12 protein-coding genes and 1 pseudogene are annotated in these 16,037 nt (G+C 60.6%); 10 read left to right on the top strand and 3 right to left on the bottom strand.

Annotation, left to right across the window (positions count from 1 at the left end):
- Positions 1 to 137 precede the first annotated feature (137 nt).
- Positions 138 to 1,088, bottom strand: coding sequence for a glucokinase (locus AB7M22_RS19850; RefSeq protein WP_454187550.1), 951 nt, complete (start codon positions 1,086 to 1,088; stop codon positions 138 to 140).
- A complete protein-coding gene (gene edd / locus AB7M22_RS19855) occupies positions 1,085 to 2,911 on the bottom strand; it encodes a phosphogluconate dehydratase (protein ID WP_008013980.1) in 1,827 nt (608 codons plus the stop codon). Before edd ends, AB7M22_RS19850 begins: the two co-directional genes overlap by 4 nt.
- Before the next feature lie 219 nt (positions 2,912 to 3,130).
- Between edd and gap the strand changes: the two genes are divergently transcribed.
- The 10 genes and pseudogenes from gap (at position 3,131) to AB7M22_RS19905 (ending at position 14,153) form a co-directional block, all read left to right on the top strand.
- Positions 3,131 to 4,132, top strand: a complete 1,002-nt coding sequence (gene gap, locus AB7M22_RS19860; RefSeq protein ID WP_008013978.1) for a type I glyceraldehyde-3-phosphate dehydrogenase — start codon at positions 3,131 to 3,133, stop codon at positions 4,130 to 4,132.
- Between the two features lie 181 nt (positions 4,133 to 4,313).
- Positions 4,314 to 4,778 carry a methylglyoxal synthase gene (locus tag AB7M22_RS19865; RefSeq protein WP_007903352.1) on the top strand — a complete coding sequence of 155 codons (465 nt, stop codon included), beginning with the start codon at positions 4,314 to 4,316 and terminating at the stop codon, positions 4,776 to 4,778.
- 77 nt (positions 4,779 to 4,855) lie between these two features.
- Complete coding sequence (locus AB7M22_RS19870) at positions 4,856 to 5,374, top strand: RNA polymerase sigma factor (protein WP_454187551.1); 519 nt, start codon at positions 4,856 to 4,858, stop codon at positions 5,372 to 5,374.
- Positions 5,375 to 5,468: 94 nt separating this feature from the next.
- On the top strand, positions 5,469 to 6,434 hold the full coding sequence (locus AB7M22_RS19875) for a FecR family protein (protein WP_454187552.1): 966 nt from the start codon (positions 5,469 to 5,471) through the stop codon (positions 6,432 to 6,434).
- 122 nt (positions 6,435 to 6,556) lie between these two features.
- Entirely contained in the window at positions 6,557 to 9,121 is a 2,565-nt protein-coding gene (locus AB7M22_RS19880; protein WP_454187553.1) for a TonB-dependent receptor, read from the top strand.
- 109 nt (positions 9,122 to 9,230) lie between these two features.
- Entirely contained in the window at positions 9,231 to 9,839 is a 609-nt protein-coding gene (locus AB7M22_RS19885) for a biliverdin-producing heme oxygenase (protein ID WP_454187554.1), read from the top strand.
- A 131-nt stretch (positions 9,840 to 9,970) separates the two neighbouring features.
- Complete coding sequence (locus tag AB7M22_RS19890; protein WP_454187555.1) at positions 9,971 to 10,357, top strand: YbaN family protein; 387 nt, start codon at positions 9,971 to 9,973, stop codon at positions 10,355 to 10,357.
- A gap of 450 nt (positions 10,358 to 10,807) precedes the next feature.
- Positions 10,808 to 11,815 (top strand): annotated as a pseudogene (locus AB7M22_RS19895) (PDC sensor domain-containing protein); the annotation flags it as partial.
- A 102-nt stretch (positions 11,816 to 11,917) separates the two neighbouring features.
- Positions 11,918 to 12,673 carry a methyl-accepting chemotaxis protein gene (locus AB7M22_RS19900; protein ID WP_404943045.1) on the top strand — a complete coding sequence of 252 codons (756 nt, stop codon included), beginning with the start codon at positions 11,918 to 11,920 and terminating at the stop codon, positions 12,671 to 12,673.
- Between the two features lie 148 nt (positions 12,674 to 12,821).
- Entirely contained in the window at positions 12,822 to 14,153 is a 1,332-nt protein-coding gene (locus AB7M22_RS19905) for a CoA transferase (RefSeq protein WP_454187556.1), read from the top strand.
- Between the two features lie 158 nt (positions 14,154 to 14,311).
- On the opposite strand, the gene arcD is transcribed toward AB7M22_RS19905, so the two are convergent.
- Positions 14,312 to 15,739, bottom strand: coding sequence for an arginine-ornithine antiporter (gene arcD / locus AB7M22_RS19910; protein ID WP_454187557.1), 1,428 nt, complete (start codon positions 15,737 to 15,739; stop codon positions 14,312 to 14,314).
- Between the last annotated feature and the right edge of the window lie 298 nt (positions 15,740 to 16,037).

The raw sequence follows: 16,037 nt of genomic DNA on the forward strand, positions 1-16,037 counted from the left end.
CCTGATCGTTCAAAGATCTATGTTGCCTGTGAGGGCCTCATCGCGGGCAAGCCCGCTCCCACAAGGTTATGCGTACATTTTCAGATGTAGGTAATCCTGTGGGAGCGTGGCTTGCCCGCGATGAAGGCGACGCGGTCTCAAGCCTGATCGAGCGCCACACCCGCGCCCACCAACCCGGAATACGGCGCCGTCACCAGCCACACCGGGATGCCTTTGAAGTAATCGCTCATGCAACCCTTGTCGGCGAAGCAGCGGGCGAAACCACTTTCGATGAAGAAATCGGCAAACCGTGGAATCACGCCGCCAACGATGTACACACCACCCCGTGCACCGGTGGTCAGCACGTTGTTGCCGGCCACGCGACCGAGCCAGCAGCAGAACTGCTCGAGCACTTCCAGGGCAATCGGATCACCCGCCAGCCCGGCCTTTGTGATCGCCTCAGGCGTGTCGAGCACAGGCGTGTGACCGTCCACCGCGCAGATCGCCCGGTAGACCCGCGGCAAACCACTGCCACTCAATGCCGTTTCAGCGCTGACATGGCCGATCTCATTGAAGATGTGCTGCCACAGTTGGGTTTCTCGCGGGCTGCTCAGCGGCAGATCGACGTGACCACCCTCTCCCGGCAGCGGGGCAAAACGGCCCTCGCCCAGATCGAGCAACGTGCCCACGCCCAGGCCAGTGCCCGGACCGATCACCACCGCCGGCCGGAACGGTTCCGGCGTGCCTTCGCAGACCACCCGAAATTCGCCGGGCTGCAAACGGGTCATGCCCAGCGCCATCGCCGAGAAATCGTTGACCAGCAGCAGTTGATCCACCTGCAAAGTCTTGCAGAAACCCTTGCGACTGAGTCGCCAGTGATTGTTGGTGAATTTGAATTCATCGCCACTCACAGGGCCCGCCACCGACAGGCACACCGAACCGATCGAACCCGGCGCCAGACCGAGCCCGCTCAGGTAGAGCGCAATCGCCTCCTCCGGGCTGGCGTGGTCTGCCGTCGCCAGCACCTGGATCGATTCCAGTTGCTGGTTTTTCCACAACGCGAAACGTGCGTTGGTGCCACCGATGTCACCGACCAAAGCCAGTTTCAATTAAGCGTCTCCAGGGCAGAAGTAAAGGCGCTAGCGCCTTGCTCTGCGGAGCTGAAGGCCATGCGCATGAAACCAAACAGTTCGCGACCGCTGCCGATGTTATTGGCCAACAAGCCCTTGGCCGGCGTGCGCGCTGCAAATTCTTCGGCGTCCACCTTAAGCTCCAAGGTGCCTTTGACGCCATCGACGCGGATGATATCGCCCTCTTGTACCCGCGCCAAAGCGCCGCCCACATAAGCTTCGGGGCTGACATGGATTGCCGCCGGGATTTTCCCCGAGGCGCCGGACATACGCCCGTCAGTCACCAACGCCACTTTGAAACCGCGATCCTGCAGCACGCCGAGGAACGGCGTCATCTTGTGCAGTTCCGGCATGCCGTTGGAACGTGGGCCCTGGAAGCGCATCACCGCGACAAAATCCTTCTCCAGCAAACCGGCCTTGAACGCATCGGCCAGATCCTGCTGATCCTGGAACACCATCGCCGGCGCTTCGACAATCTGGTTTTCCAGCGCGACTGCCGAGACCTTCATTACGCCACGGCCGAGGTTGCCTTCCATCACCCGCAAGCCACCCTCTGGCGAGAATGCGCGAGCGACCGGACGCAGGATGGTTTCGTCGAGGCTTTCGATCGGGCCTTCGCGCCAGACCAGTTCGCCGTTTTCCAGGAACGGTTCCATGGTGTAGCGGCTCAGGCCGTGGCCCAGCACCGTGTTGACGTTTTCGTGGAGCAGGCCGGCTTCCAGCAGTTCGCGGATCAGGAACGACATGCCGCCCGCCGCCTGGAAGTGGTTGATGTCGGCTTTACCGTTCGGGTACACGTGGCTCAGGGTTGGCACCACCTCGGAGAGGTCGGCCATGTCCTGCCAGGTCAACTGAATGCCCGCGGCCATGGCGATGGCCGGCATGTGCAGGGTGTGGTTGGTCGAACCGCCGGTGGCGTGCAGGGCCACGATGGAGTTGACCAGCGAACGCTCGTCGACGATTTCGCCGATCGGCATGAAGTCGCCGTTCTGCTTGGTCAGGCGGGTGACCTGGTGCGCCGCTTCGCGGGTCAGGGCATCGCGCAACGGGGTGTTCGGGTTGACGAAAGAGGCGCCCGGCAAGTGCAGGCCCATGACTTCCATCAGCAACTGGTTGGTGTTGGCGGTGCCGTAGAAGGTGCAGGTGCCAGGGCTGTGATAGGACTTCATCTCCGATTCCAGCAGCTCTTCGCGCGTCGCCTTGCCTTCGGCGTAGCGCTGACGCACATCGGCTTTCTGCTTGTTGGAGATGCCCGACACCATCGGCCCGCCCGGCACGAAGATCGTTGGCAGATGACCGAAACGCAACGCGCCCATCATCAGGCCCGGCACGATCTTGTCGCAGATGCCGAGCATCAACGCGCCGTCGAACATGTTGTGGGACAGCGCCACAGCAGTGGACAACGCGATCACTTCGCGGCTCGGCAGGCTCAGTTCCATGCCCGGCTCACCCTGGGTCACGCCATCGCACATCGCGGGGGTGCCACCGGCGAACTGGCCGACGGAACCGATTTCGCGCAGGGCTTTTTTGATTTGTTCCGGGAAGACTTCGTACGGCTGGTGCGCCGAGAGCATGTCGTTATATGACGAAACGATGGCGATGTTGGCGGAGTTCATCATCCGCAGGCTGTGCTTGTCGTCGCTGCCACACCCGGCCACGCCATGGGCGAAGTTGGCGCATTGCAACTTGCCGCGCATCGGGCCGTCGCTGGCGGCGCCGCGGATCAATGCAAGGTAAGCCTCACGCGTGGCGCGGCTGCGGGCGATAAGCCGTTCGGTGACCTCAAGGACGCGGGGATGCATGTGTAGAACTCCAGGCTAACGGATGTGGCGACCTGATTGTCTATGCTGACCAAGTACCGCTGTGATCGGGGTGACAGACGGTTTTCTTGATCATTCGGACCAGTTGATTCAGGTCACTCGTTGTAGATAAAACAAAATATTGCCACTAAAAAGGCTTGTTTTCTATTTTTTTGCGAATAATCTTGTAATTCCAACAACAAAACGACGGCGGCGCTGTAAATGACTCTTCGAATCGCAATCAATGGTTTTGGCCGTATCGGCCGTAATGTCCTGCGCGCACTGTATACCCAAGGCTATCGTCAGGATCTGCAGATCGTAGCGATCAACGACCTGGGCGACAGCTCGATGAATGCTCACCTGCTCAAGTACGACACCGTTCACGGCACATTCGATGCCGATGTCCAGCACGATCAGGAAAGCCTGACCGTCAACGGCGACCGTATTTCGGTCAGCGCCATTCGCAACCCGGCCGAACTGCCTTGGGCCGCGGAAAAGGTCGACGTCGTGTTCGAATGCACCGGTCTGTTCACCGACCGTGCCAAAGCCGCCGCGCATATTACGGCCGGCGCGCGCAAAGTGATCATCTCGGCCCCGGCCAAAGGCGCCGATGCCACCGTGGTTTATGGGGTTAACCACGACATTCTGCGCCAATCGCACCAGATCATTTCCAACGCCTCGTGCACCACCAACTGCCTGGCCCCGGTGGCCCAGGTGCTGCACCGCGAGCTGGGCATCGAAAGCGGTCTGATGACCACCATCCATGCCTACACCAACGACCAGAACCTGACCGACGTCTATCACACCGACCCGTACCGCGCCCGTTCCGCCACCCAGAACATGATCCCGAGCAAGACCGGCGCCGCTGAAGCGGTAGGCCTGGTGCTGCCGGAACTGGCGGGCAAACTGACCGGCATGGCGGTGCGTGTTCCAGTGATCAACGTGTCGCTGGTGGACCTGACCGTGCAGCTCAAGCGTGAAGCGTCGGCCGATGAAGTCAACGCGATGCTCAAACAAGCCAGCCAGCACTCGAAGATTCTCGGCTACAACACCCTGCCGCTGGTTTCCAGCGACTTCAACCACAACCCGCTGTCGTCGATCTTCGACGCCAACCACACCAAGTCCAGCGGCAAGCTGCTCAAAGTGCTGGCCTGGTACGACAACGAATGGGGCTTCTCCAACCGCATGCTCGATAACTGCCTGGCGCTCTGCAACGCAGAATAAACAGCTACGTCGACGCGGCCCCCGTAGGAGCTGCCGAAGGCTGCGATCTTTTGATCTTGATTTTTGCCGGCCTCACAACCGCCAGGATCAAAAGATCGCAGCCTTCGGCAGCTCCTACAGGTATGTGAAAACGCCGGAAAATGCGTCGTCGCAGGCGCATTACGCCTGGGAGAAGCAAGCGATGATCGGTATCAGCTTTACGCAAAAAACCCTGGCGGCGCGCAAGCGTATCGCCCTGGTTGCCCACGACCACTGCAAGGTATTTTTGCTGGACTGGGCCGAGCGGCAGAAAGACAAACTCGCACAGCACGAACTGGTCGCCACTGGCACAACGGGGTTGTTGTTACAACAACGCCTCGACCTGCCGGTGGAAAGCATGATCAGCGGTCCGCTGGGCGGCGACCAACAACTGGGCGCGCGAATCGCCGAGCAGCGGGTCGATATGCTGGTGTTCTTCTGGGACCCGTTCGAACCGCAACCCCACGACCCGGACATCAAGGCCCTGCTGCGGGTCGCGGCGGTATGGAACATCCCGGTGGCCTGCAACGAATGCAGCGCCGACTACCTGCTCAGCAGCCCGTTGATGGATCAGGCTCACGAACACCGCATTCCGGATTACGCGACCTATCTGCTGGGTCGTGGGTAAAGCGTCACAAATCAGCACTTGACCATTCGAGCGGATGATAAGCATTATCATTTGCTCGAAATGGATCAGGTCCTCCCGTGAGTCAATCGCGCTTCAATCACGTCTTCATCGCCCAGCGCGTTTCACTGCTGCGCACGCTGGAGCGGATGGTCAACAATCACAGCACCGCCGAAGACCTCTTGCAGGAAACCTACCTGCGCGTCACCCGAGCGCTCAGCGAGCGGGCCATCGATCACCTTGAACCCTTCGTATTCCAGACCGCCCGCAACCTGGCGCTGGACCATTTGCGTGCGCGACGCATCCAGTCCCGCACGATGCTCGACGACGTGCCGCTGGACGTGGTGCAGGCAGTCGCCTCACCTGTCAGTAGCGCCGAGGATGCCGCCCATGCCGAACAGTTGCTCGAACGCTTGAACGTGAGCCTCAGTGAACTCAGCCCTCGTCAGCAGCAGATTTTCATCCTCAGTCGCCTGCACGGGCACAGCTATCTGGAAATTGCCGAGAAGCTTGGCGTGTCGTTGAGCACCGTGCAAAAGGAGCTGAAGCTGATCATGGCGATCTGCATCGGTATCGCGCAGCGGCTAAACGGCGACTGAGGCGGCAGATTTTCACGCGCAGGCTTTGCTACTCTTGCCCCACTTCGAGCTTCACTAAAAAACAGCCGTGCACAGACACTGCCGAGGAAACACCGTGACGGACACCCATCGCTCCCCTCCGCCCTCCCCGGCGCGGGACTCCGCCAGCGCAATGGACCAGGCGCTGGACTGGCTCATCGTGTTGGGCAGTCCGAGCGAAGAACAGACCCGACAATTCCATGACTGGCTCGACGCCGACCCGTTGCATGCCGAGGCGTTTGCCAAGGCGCAGGCGATCTGGGACGGCCCGCAGGTTACGCAATGCGCGCAAAACCTGGCCGCCCAGCCGCCGAAAGTGACCGTCCTGTCGCGTCTTCGTCCGCACTGGAGACCGCTGGCCACGGCGGCAGTGCTGATTCTCGGGTTGTTCAGTTTCAGCAATCTGCCGATGCGCCTTCAGGCGGATCATCTGACCGTGATCGGTGAACGCCAGCGCCTGCAACTGGAGGACGGCTCGAGAGTCCTGCTGAACACCAATTCGGCGTTTTCCAGCACCATCAACGATCAGCAACGCGTGGCCCGTTTGTATCAGGGCGAGGCGTTTTTCGAAGTGCCGGCCAATCGCGCCGAGCCGCTGGAGATCGACGCCGGGCCGGTCAAGGCCAGCGTGCGCGATACCGCATTTGCCGTGCGCTATCTGGACGGCGTGGCCCAGGTTCGGGTGCAGCGTGGCGATGTCGATTTGCGCGCCACGCGCAACGACGCGCGCGTGCGACTCTCTGCCGGCGAAAGTATCCGCATCGGCCCCAACGGTTTCGACCGTCCGGCCAGGCTTGATGCCGCCACCGATCTGGCTTGGGTCCAGGGCCGACTGGTGTTCGAGAACTGCCCGCTGAGCCAGGTGCTGGCGGAACTGCGGCGCTACTATCCGGGCTGGATCATCAACACCAACGAGCAGTTGGCAGACGTCGCCGTCACCGGTAATTACCGGCTTGACCAGCCACTGGATGTGGTCCGTTCCCTCGCGCACATCACCTCCGCCAGGCTTCAGGAATTCCCGGCGCTGGTGATCTTGAACTAAATGAGAATTATTTTTACTCGATAGCCGGAGCTCGTTCGTCTCGTTATAGCCAATGCAATTGATTCGCATCTCGCGATGCCGATCAGCACCTATAAAGATTCGTGCGACACGGAGCGCTATCGATGTCCTCTCGCCTTACCCGCCAGTCCTCTTCACCTTCACGCGTATTGTCCCTGTTGACCGCCGCCATCCTGATGGCCGGCAGCGCACAGCTCATGGCCGCCACCGCCGCCGAGCAACCAAGCCGCAACATGGGCGACTACTCGTTCGCGATTGCCCAGCAGCCACTAGTGTCGGCGCTCAATGCGTTTACCGCCGTCACCGGTTGGCAAGTCGGCTTGCCGGCCGAACTGGCTGAAGGCGTGGCCTCGCCGGGGGTGCGGGGTTCGTTGCCGCCGGAAAAAGCCCTGGATCGCCTGTTGGTGGGGACCAACCTGAGCTATCGCAAACTGGGCAATAACAACATCGTGCTGGAGAAACGCAGCAACAGCGGCGCCCTCAATCTGCAACAGGTGACCATCAGCGCTACCCGGCAGGAACAGGACGTGGCCAGCGTGCCGAGCACCGTCACCGTCCATACCCGCGAAGAGCTGGACCGCAACAACGTCAATAGCATCAAGGATCTGGTGCGTTACGAGCCCGGCGTTTCGGTAGGGGGTGCTGGTCAGCGCAGCGGCCTCACCGGCTACAACATCCGCGGTATCGACGGTGACCGCGTGTTGACTCAGGTCGATGGGGTGCAAGTGCCCGACGGTTTCTTCAACGGCCCGTATGCCCAGACCAACCGCAACTATGTCGACCCGGAAATCGTCAAGCGTGTGGAAATCCTCCGCGGCCCGGCTTCAGTGCTATACGGCAGCAGCGCCATCGGCGGCGCGGTCAGCTACTACACCCTGGACCCGGACGACATCATCAAACCCGGCAAGGACGTCGGCGCACGCCTGAAAACCGGCTACAGCTCGGCCGATGACAGCTGGCTGACCTCCGGCACCGTGGCCGGCCGCACCGGCGAGTTCGACGGCCTGCTGCACCTGAGCCAGCGCAATGGCCATGAAACAGAGTCCTATGGCGAAACCGGCGGCACCGGCCTGAACCGCTCCGAGGCCAACCCCGAGGACGTGCGCACCACCAACGTGCTGGCCAAACTGGGTTGGAACTACGCCGACGACTCGCGCTTCGGGCTGACTTACGAGCACTACAAGGATGACCGCGACACCAACCAGCTGAGCGCGGTGGGTGGCCCGTTCAACACGGGACGCGGTTTCGGTTTCTATAAATCGCGTACCGGCAACGACACCATCACCCGTGAGCGGTTCGGTCTGGAACATAGCTTCGGCCTGGACAGCGCCTTGGCCGACCACATCAAGTGGACGCTGAATTACCAGATCGCCAAGACCGACCAGAGCACCGAAGAAATCTACGCGCCGTCGCGCACGGTACTGCGCACCCGCGAAACCACCTACAAGGATCGCCAATGGGTGTTCGACGCCCAGGCCGACAAGTCGTTTGCCATCGCCGACACCGACCACCGCGTCACCTATGGCACCACCCTCAAACAGAGCAAAGTCACCGGCCTGCGTACCGGTAGCGGCACTTGCCTGACCGTCGCGGGCGCTTGCCGGGTCATCGGTGCCGCCAGCGCCACCGACACCCTGAAACCGGCCAGCGATTTCCCGGATCCGACCATCAACACCTACAGCCTGTTCGCCCAGGATGAGATCAGCTGGAACAACTGGACCTTCCTGCCCGGTGCACGCTACGACTACACCCAGCTCAAGCCGCACATCACCGATGAGTTCCTGGTCACCGCCGACCAGAGCGGTAACGGCGTGGTGAGCGACGACACCAAGACCTGGCATCGGCTGTCACCCAAATTCGGCACCACCTACAGCTTCAACGACCACTACACCTGGTATGGCCAGTACGCCGAAGGCTTCCGCACTCCGACCGCCAAAGCCTTGTATGGCCGCTTCGAAAACCTGTCTGGCGGCTATCAGGTCGAGCCCAATCCCGACCTGAAACCGGAAAAGAGCAAGAGCTATGAAACCGGCCTGCGCGGCCAGTTCGAAGCGGGCACTTTCGATGTGGCGGTGTTCTACAACAAATACCGCGACTTCATCGACGAGAACGCCATCACCCCCGGCTACACCGAGACCACGTTCCAGAGCAACAACATCAAGCACGCCACCATCAAGGGCCTGGAGCTCAAGGGTCGTCTGAACCTGGACAGCTTCGGTGCGCCGACCGGCCTCTATACCCAAGGCTCGGTGTCCTATCTGTATGGTCGTAACGACGACAACGGCCAGCCGCTTAACAGCATCAACCCGCTGACCGGTGTGTTCGGTCTGGGTTACGACCAGGACAACTACGGTGGCCTGTTGAGCTGGACCCTGGTCAAACGCAAGACCCGGGTCGACAGCACCAGCTTCAACACTCCGGACGGCACCAGCACCCAGTTCAAGACCCCGGGTTATGGCGTGCTCGACCTGGCGGGTTTCTACAAGGTGACCGACGATCTGACCCTCAACGCTGGCCTGTACAACCTGACCGACAAGAAGTACTGGCAGTGGGATGACGTGCGCGGTTACGACAGCGTCGGCGAAGCTTCGGTGACGCAACCGGCCAACCTCGATCGCCTGACCCAACCGGGTCGCAACTTCGCGGTCAATCTGGTCTGGGATATCTGACCCAGTGTCCTCCCCGTGTTCTTTTCACAGGAGCGCGGGGATTTTTTTACTGTCCGGCGCCGTCCCGTTCGTCTCGTTACCAAGCGCCTCTTTTTCTCAAGGACTTCTCATGACTTCCCAGGACACTGCTCAACGCCCTGCTCTGCGTTCGCAACGTTTGAACCAGATCACGAACGAGCCACACAGCAAACTCGATGCGTTGGTCAAAGCCCACGCACCGTTCGAAACCCAGGCCAACTTTGCGCGTTTCGTAGTCGCGCAGTACTTGTTCCAGTCAGAACTGGTGTCGCTGTACAACGATGCGCAACTGACAGCCATCGTTGCGGACTTGCCGACCCGTTGCCGTGCTGAAGCGGCCAAGGCTGACCTGGCGGATCTGGAGACCGACGTGCCGGAGCCGGTTGCCGGTGCCGTGAATAATCCGACAAAAGCCCAGGCCCTGGGCTGGCTCTTCGTGTCCGAAGGCTCGAAGCTCGGTGCGGCTTTCCTGATCAAGCGCGCCGTGGGTCTGGGGTTGAGCGAAACCTTTGGCGCTCGCCATCTCGCCGAACCGGCCGGTGGCCGCGCTGAGGGCTGGAAAAGCTTTGTCAGGACTCTCGACGCACTGGAATTCAACGTTCAAGAAGAAGCCGAAGTGGAGAAAGGCGCAATCGATGCGTTCAACCGCTTTACCGTATTGCTGGAACAGGCCTACGCCACCACCCCCGAACTCGCCTGATCACACCGCACCTGTAGGAGCGAGGCTTGCCCGCGAAGAAGGCATCACGGACTTTCAGACAGACCGCATTATCGTTCTTCGCGGGCAAGTCGGATCGCCGCACCGCTCGCTCCTACAGGTTACAACGCCCTATGACTCACACATCCCTAGCCCGAATCCTCTTCGCCCTGCTGGCCTACCTCAGCCTGGGCATCGGCCTGATCGCCATCGTCATCCCCGGCCTGCCGACCACCGAGTTCATCCTGCTGGCCGCCTGGGCCGCCACCAAGAGTTCGCCACGCCTGAGTGCCTGGCTGGAAAACCATCGGCTGTTCGGGCCGATCCTGTGCAACTGGCGCAACGGCAAAATCATCGCTCGTCGAACCAAGGTCAGCGCCACCGTCAGCATGCTGCTGTGCGCGGGCTTGATGCTGGTGATGCTTGATCACGGCTGGCCGATTTACCTGGCAATTGCAGGCATGAGTCTGGGCAATCTGTGGTTGTGGTCGCGACCGGAATCGTTGCCGAAAATCTCCTGAATTCTTGTTCTTTTCAGGGCATTTTCCTGCGCAAACGTTTACCTGCTGCCGTTCGTCGGCTTGCGTTCATACAACCTCCGCCCACGCCGATGCGCATTAAATGGCGCTGAATGGATTTGGCGACTCGGGTCGACTTCGGCTCACAGCCAACAGCTCATCCATTCACGAGATCGCCCTATGTTCGACTCTCTCTCCATCCGCCTGAAAATCGTCTTGCTGTCCGGTCTGTGCCTGCTTGGCGTGGTCGTTTTGATCGTCGGCATGAACATCTACCAGACCAATCAGAACGATGAACTGGTCAGCGCCTCCAGCAGCAAGATGCTCACTGCCAGCGTGCAGAACCTGCTCCAGGCCAAGGCCGCCGAGCAAGCAGTGCGGGTGCAGAAGACATTTGGCGAAAGCCTGCTGGTGGCGACTGCCCTGGCCGATCAGATCAAGGACATGCGGGCCATGGCCAGCAAACGCGCCCTTGAGGCCGGTGCCCTGCGTGAAGAGTTGAACCAGAGCCTGAAAACCGCCTTCGAGCGCAACAGCAAGGTGCTGGGGATCTGGCTGGCGTTCGAGCCCAACGGGCTTGACGGCAAGGACAGTGAGTTCGCCAATGATGCGGCTCGCCAGTCCAACGAAGCCGGTCGTTTCGCCAGTTACTGGAGCCGTGCCGGCGGCGCCGGGATCAACACGATCATGGTCGAAGACGACATGACCAAAACCACCCTGAGCCTCAGCGGTACGCCTTACAACAGCTGGTACACCTGCCCTCGCGATAGCAAGCGCACCTGCCTGCTGGATCCGTATGCCGATACCGTCGGCGGCAAAGAAATGCTGATGACCACCATTTCCGTACCGCTGCTGGTGGACGGCAAATCCATCGGCGTGGTCGGTGTGGACATCGCCCTCGACGCCCTGCAAGCCGCCGCGGTCGACTCCCAACGGGACCTGTTCAACAGCGCCGGGCACATGCTGATCGTCTCTGGCAGCGGTGTGCTGGCCGGCTACAGTGTCGACGCGAGCAAGGTCGGCAAAAGCATCGGCGAGACCCTGGGCGCAGACGGCAAGGACATCCTGCAACTGCTCAGCGGCGGCACGCCGAAGATTCTCGAACAGGGCGACCTGATCCGTGCGGTTTATCCGGTCAGCCCGATCAGCGATTCCAAAGCCTGGGGCGTGGTGATCGACCTGCCGAAACACGTGCTGTTGGCCGACTCGGTGAAGCTGCAGGCGGTGCTCGATGACGCCCAGCAAACTGGCACGATCAAAGCGGTGCTATTGGCTGTCGCTGCCGGTCTGGCCGGTCTGTTGCTGATCTGGCTCACCGCGTCCGGCGTGACCCGGCCAATCAACAGCGTGGCCGAAATGCTCAAGGCAATTGCCAGCGGCGACGGTGACCTGACCCAACGCCTGCACTACAGCAAGAAAGATGAACTGGGCGAACTGGTCAGCTGGTTCAACCGCTTCCTCGACAAGCTGCAACCGACCATCGCGCAGATCAAGCAAAGCATCACCGACGCCCGTGGCACCGCCGACCAGTCTTCGGAAATTGCCCGTCAGACCAGCGAAGGCATGCAGGTGCAGTTCCGCGAAATCGATCAGGTCGCCACCGCCTCCAACGAAATGAGCGCCACCGCTCACGACGTCGCCAACAGTGCGTCGAACGCGGCCAATGCCGCCAAAGGTGCCGACCAGTCGGCTCGCGATGGCATGTCGATCATCGAGCGCAGCACCCGTGACATCAATCAACTGGCCGAAGAAGTCAGCAAGGCCGTGACCGAAGTCGAAGCGCTGGCGGTCAACAGCGAGCAGATCGGTTCGGTACTGGAAGTAATCCGCAGCATCGCGGAGCAGACAAACCTGCTGGCGCTCAACGCGGCAATTGAAGCGGCGCGTGCCGGCGAGAGCGGTCGCGGTTTTGCGGTGGTGGCCGATGAAGTGCGCAACCTGGCCAAACGGACCCAGGATTCGGTGGAGGAAATTCGCATCGTCATCGAGCGCATCCAGACCGGCACCCGCGGCGTGGTCGCTACCATGCATTCGAGCCAGACCCAGGCCCACAGCAACGCCGGGCAGATCCAGCAAGCGGTCCAGGCGTTGAGCAAAATCAGTGATGCAGTCACGGTGATCAGCGACATGAACCTGCAAATCGCCAGCGCCGCCGAACAGCAAAGCGCCGTGGCCGAAGAGGTCAATCGCAATGTCTCGGCCATTCGCACCGTCACCGAAACCCTCACCGGCCAGGCCACCGAATCGGCACAGATCAGCAGCCAGCTCAACTCCCTGACGACCCAGCAGATGAAATTGATGGACCAGTTCCGGGTGTAGCTGTTTGCTCCTGTAGGAGCGAGGCTTGCCCGCGAAGGGAGCGCTGCGGTTTTTCAGGCAGACCGCATTATCGTTCTTCGCGGGCAAGCCTCGCTCCTACAGGTGACATTTTGATCTATGCTCGGGCTCTCGCTCCGGAGGGCCTTCGATGACTGATTTACTCACGTCCATTCAAGCCGCACTCGGCTTGCCCCACACACCCATCCCGTTCACCTCGAGCGGCGCCCTGCCCTCGGCGTTTGCCGTCACCGACCTTGCCTGCGCGAGTATTGCCGCAGCCGGTCAGGCTGTCAGTGAATGGCTGCAACAACACACCGGCCGTTTGCCTGGCCTTGAAGTCGACCGCCGCCTGGCGTCGTTCTGGTTCGCGACGTCGATCCGCCCCGTCGGCTGGAGCGTTCCACCGTTGTGGGATCCGGTCGCCGGCGACTACGCGACCAAGGACGGCTGGATCCGCCTGCATACCAACGCGCCTCATCATCGTGCCGCCGCTGAACGTGTGCTCGGCGACTGCGCCGACCGTGCAGCAATGGCGAGCAAGGTTGCGCAATGGGTGAAAAGTGATCTGGAACAGGCCGTCGTTGATGCCGGTGGTTGCGCGGCCGAAATGCGCAGCTGGGCGCAATGGCAAGCACATCCCCAAGGTGTGGCGGTGAATGCCGAGCCGTTGATTCAGTTCAGCGCCGACAGCGGCGAAAATGCAAAGCCGTGGCGGGGTTCGGTGGCGCAGCCGCTGGCGGGCATCAAGGTACTGGACTTGACCCGTGTGTTGGCCGGCCCCATCGCCAGTCGTTTTCTCGCCGGTCTCGGCGCCGATGTTTTGCGCATCGACCCACCGACCTGGAACGAACCGGGCGTGGTGCCGGAAGTCACTTTGGGCAAACGCTGCGCGCGCCTGGATCTGCACGACAAGGCTGATCGTGCGGTGTTCGAAAGCCTGCTCAAGGACGCCGATATCTTGCTCCACGGCTACCGCGCCGATGCACTGGAAAGGTTGGGCTACGGCGTCGCCGTGCGGCAAAAACTGGCACCGGACCTGATTGATGTGAGCCTCAACGCCTACGGCTGGAGCGGCCCATGGCAGAACCGTCGAGGGTTCGACAGTTTGGTACAGATGAGCAGCGGGATTGCCGAAGCGGGAATGCAGTGGAAGAAAGCGAACCAACCGACACCGCTGCCGGTGCAGGCGCTTGATCACGCCACCGGGTATTTGATGGCGGCTGCGGCGATCACGTTATTGGGACGTGGCGGGTCGGCCAGGTTGTCGTTGGCGCGGACCGCCAAGTTGCTGATTGAACATGGCGCGGGGATTGATGAGGCGTTGCGGGCGGAGGATCAAAGCGATCAAGGGATGTTGGTTGAACAGACGCCTTGGGGGCCGGCCCATCGTTTACAGGTACCGCTGAAAATCACCGGGACACCGTTGCAGTGGGCGCTGCCGGCCGGGGAGTTGGGTTCCCATCGCGCGCAGTGGTGGTGACTGTTCGGGCCCCTTCGCGGGCAAGCCCGCTCCCACAGTTGACCGAGTCTCCCTGGAGGAATGCGATCACATGTGGGAGCGGGCTTGCCCGCGAAGGGGCCCCCGGAAACGCATCCATCTCCCGCAACTGCCGCGAGGCTGTTACGCCAGCAACAACCTCACAACGACAACAATCCGCTATACAACCCATACGCCGCCAACCCCGCCCCGGCAACCACACAGCTGAAAATCCCCTTCTCCACCAATGTAAACAGCGGTTTGCCCTGTTCCCGCTTGGCCTGGGCAAACAAAATCACCCCTGGCGCATACAACAACGCCGAGAGCAGCAGGTATTTCACCCCGCCGGCGTACAACAACCAAACCGCGTAACACAGGGCAATGCCACCGATCAGCAAGTCTTTCGTACGCTCGGCCGAAGCATGCTCATAGGTTTCCCCTCGCCCGCTCAACAACACCGCATACGCCGCCGACCACAGGTACGGCACCAGAATCATTGATGAGGCGAGGTAGATCAGGCTGGTGTAAGTACCGGCGGAGAACAGCGTGATCAACAGAAAAATCTGGACCATCACATTGGTCAGCCACAGCGCGTTGACCGGCACATGGTTGGCGTTTTCCTTTTGCAGGAACGCCGGCATGGTCTTGTCCCTGGCCGTGGCGAAGAGGATTTCGGCGCACAGCAGCGCCCACGACAACAAGGCCCCCAGCAGCGAAACCGCCAGGCCGACGCTGATCAACAGCGCCCCCCAAGGGCCGACGATATGTTCCAGCACCGCCGCCAGCGAGGGGTTTTGCAAGGTAGCCAATTCGGGCTGGCTCATGATCCCGAGGGATAACACGTTCACCAGCACCAGCAGCGCCAACACACCGACAAAACCGATGACCGTCGCCCGGCCTACGTCCGAACGTTTCTGCGCCCTCGCCGAATACACGCTGGCACCTTCGATACCGATGAACACGAACACGGTGACCAGCATCATGTTGCGCACCTGGTCCATCACGCCGCCGAAATTCGGGTTGCTGCGGCCCCAGATGTCGCGGGTGAAGATGTCCGCCTTGAAGGCTACGGCGGCGATGACGATGAACATGATCAGCGGCACGATCTTGGCCACCGTGGTCAGTTGATTGATGAACGCCGCTTCCTTGATTCCGCGCAGCACCAGAAAATGCACGGCCCACAGCAGCACCGAGGCGCAGCCGATGGCGATCGGCGTGTTGCCCTGGCCAAACACTGGAAAAAAATACCCGAGAGTACTGAACAGCAACACGAAATAACCGACATTGCCCAGCCAGGCGCTGATCCAGTATCCCCAGGCAGACGAGAACCCCATGTAATCGCCGAACCCAGCCTTGGCGTAGGCGTACACCCCGGAGTCCAGTTCCGGCTTGCGATTGGCCAGGGTCTGAAACACGAAGGCCAGGGTCAGCATGCCAACGGCAGTGATCGCCCAACCAATCAATATCGCCCCGGCATCGGCACGCGCCGCCATGTTTTGCGGCAAGGAAAAAATCCCACCGCCAATCATCGATCCCACCACCAAAGCGATCAGCGCACTCAGGCGAAGCTTTTGTGTCGGTTGCGACATTCGTGCATCTCCCTTTCCCCGCCGCGCTATGGTCTCAAGACCGTCACATAGTCGGTTTTTAACTAAATAGATAAAGCGTAATAACGTTTATCCATTAACGCCAATCTTGTTTTTTATTTATAACTGATCACGCTATCGCAGCCATCCAGAAATAGCGGTTTTGTCGGTAGATCCTAATAAATCAATATCACTGCAAAATCAAACAACCAATACTTGCCAAAACAAAAAAACAAACTAGCGTCTACACTTCAACTGATACGCTTTATTTCTTTAACCTTTATACGAAGCCTCTGAAAAG

The sequence above is a fragment of the Pseudomonas sp. ADAK2 TE3594 genome, assembly GCF_053628675.1.